Annotated in this window: 4 protein-coding genes; all 4 read left to right on the top strand. The window is 41.1% G+C overall.

Annotated features, from left to right (window positions below):
• On the top strand, positions 1-625 hold a 625-nt coding region (locus QMD21_07670), incomplete at its 5' end, for an archaemetzincin family Zn-dependent metalloprotease (protein MDI6856640.1).
• A gap of 68 nt (positions 626-693) precedes the next feature.
• The gene (locus tag QMD21_07665) at positions 694-888 is read left to right on the top strand and encodes a hypothetical protein (GenBank protein ID MDI6856639.1); all 195 of its coding nucleotides are present in this window, start codon (positions 694-696) and stop codon (positions 886-888) included.
• Positions 881-1,294 carry a hypothetical protein gene (locus tag QMD21_07660; GenBank protein ID MDI6856638.1) on the top strand — a complete coding sequence of 138 codons (414 nt, stop codon included), beginning with the start codon at positions 881-883 and terminating at the stop codon, positions 1,292-1,294. The genes QMD21_07665 and QMD21_07660 overlap by 8 nt, the downstream gene beginning before the upstream one ends.
• Positions 1,285-1,683: nitroreductase family protein (locus QMD21_07655; protein MDI6856637.1), on the top strand; the 399-nt coding region annotated here is incomplete at its 3' end. The genes QMD21_07660 and QMD21_07655, both read left to right, overlap by 10 nt.

Below are 1,683 nucleotides of genomic sequence, written 5' to 3'. Positions count from 1 at the left end.
AAGAAAAGGGCTTCAGGGAAAGAGGGAAAAATCCAGGAAAAAGGGGAGAAAACCGCAGGTTGTCTCCCCTTTGTCTAGAGAAATGAAAGAAACAGAAGTAAATATTTTACCTATTGGCGAGTTAAACGAAAAAGTTTTGTCGTTGCTTTTAGAAGCTCTTCCCTTTAAGGCAAAAAAGCTGCCACGAGCAGAAATTCCTAGCGGCGCTTACAATCCCAGAAGAGGTCAGTATTTAGCGTTGCATTTTTTAGAGCTCGCGCATAGCTTTAGCGGTATTGTGCTCGGAGTTACAAATGTAGATATCTATGCAGAAGGGCTCAACTTCATATTCGGGCAGGCAGAGCTTAATGGGAAAGCAGCTGTGATTTCTACTTATAGGCTAGAGAATGCAGACAAAGAATTATTTGCTCTCAGAATGGTGAAAGAATCAGTTCACGAGCTAGGGCATATTTTTGGTCTAGAGCATTGCTCCAAAGAGCTCTGCGTAATGAAATTTTCTAACTGCATTGAGGATACTGATAGGAAGGGTAAGTGGTATTGCAACGAATGCGAGTCGAAGTTAAAGCGCTTTAGTAATGCTAGGCTACGATTTAAAAGAAACGCTTGCTTGCTACGATGTTGTTGAAAACGACGGTATTTTAGAGCCTAAAAAAACCAGAATTAGTTACAGTGAAATCATCAGTATTCCCGTTTATGAAATTAGAAGGCGTAGATTGTATTTTAGGGCCTGAGATGAGGTCTACGGGCGAGGTTATGGGTCTGGGCAAGAGCTTTCCAGAAGCATATTATAAAGCTATGCTCGCTTCCGGTAACGCTTTACCTACTGCAGGAACAGTGTTTATTTCTGTTAGGGATGAGGACAAAGAGAAAATCGTTCTTTTTGGCTAAATCACTGATTGATTTGAAATTTGATGTTGTAGCTACCAAAGGCACTGCTATGTATTTGCGTGCCAGAAACATTCATGCCAAGATTGTTCATAAAATTTCTGAATCTGCATCTCCAGACGCTATCCAGTTAATGAAAGAAGGCAAAGTGAACTTAGTAATAAACATACCGAGCGACAAACAAGAGTACGGTATGGCAGGTAGGAAAGACGGCTATTCTATGAGAAGAACTGCCGTTGAATTACAAATTCCATACATATCTAATATTTCTGCTGCAAGAGCTACTATAGAAGCGCTAAAAATACCAAAGCATCAAAAGCTAAGAGTAACGCCATTATCAGTTAATAAAAACTTTAAATTCAAAGCAAGTTTATTAAGAAAAACGGTGAGAAATAAGATATGGAGCTAAAGGAAGCTATTAGGAAGAGGCGTAGTATAAGAGCGTTCAAGGCAGGCAAAATAGAGGATAAAGAAATTTTAGAAATTCTGGAAAATGCAGTTTTAGCGCCTTCCGCAGGCAATTTACAGAGCTGGGAGTTTGTAGTTGTAAAGAGCGACGAGCAGAAGGAAAAGCTGGCAAGAGCTGCGCTGGGACAGTATTTCATTGCAGAAGCTCCTTTCGTGCTCGTGGTATGCGCCAATCAAGCCAGAAGCGGCGCTCATTACGGGAGAAGGGGGTACGAGCTTTATTCTATCCAAGATACCGCGGCATGCATTCAAAATATATTGCTATTGGCTACTGACAAAGGGCTTGGCACTTGCTGGGTAGGCGCTTTCGACGAAAACGAAGTTAGAAAA

Source organism: Candidatus Thermoplasmatota archaeon (genome assembly GCA_030018475.1).
GTDB lineage: Archaea > Thermoplasmatota > JASEFT01 > JASEFT01 > JASEFT01 > JASEFT01.
This window is presented reverse-complemented; position numbering and strand designations above follow the sequence as displayed.

Coding starts and splice junctions, on each gene's coding strand:
- QMD21_07665 (MDI6856639.1), top strand. CDS start 694: ATGAAATTAGAAGGCGTAGATTGTATTTTAGGGCCTGAGATGAGGTCT.